Consider the following 260-nt stretch of genomic DNA (forward strand, 5'->3'; position numbering starts at 1 on the left):
AACTGACCGAAGGGATCTCAACTCTGGCTGCTGCCTTCTGGCCGAAGCGTGTCATCGTTCGGATGTCAGACTTCAAATCGAACGAGTACCGCAATCTGGTTGGCGGTGTGAACTTCGAACCGGTTGAAGAAAACCCGATGATCGGTTTCCGTGGTGCATCCCGTTATGTGTCGCCTAAGTTCCAGGATTGTTTTGCGCTGGAATGTGAAGCGATCAAGCGTGTTCGCAACACCATGGGGCTGCGCAACGTCGAAATCATG

At 52.7% G+C, this 260-nt stretch carries 1 protein-coding gene; it reads left to right on the top strand.

Translation table 11 applies throughout. The features are described from left to right. Positions 1-260, top strand: a 260-nt coding sequence (locus ACYP03_RS26790) for a putative PEP-binding protein (RefSeq protein ID WP_459782779.1), incomplete at both ends; no start/stop codon positions are given.

It is taken from the genome of Photobacterium sp. R1, from assembly GCF_054600795.1.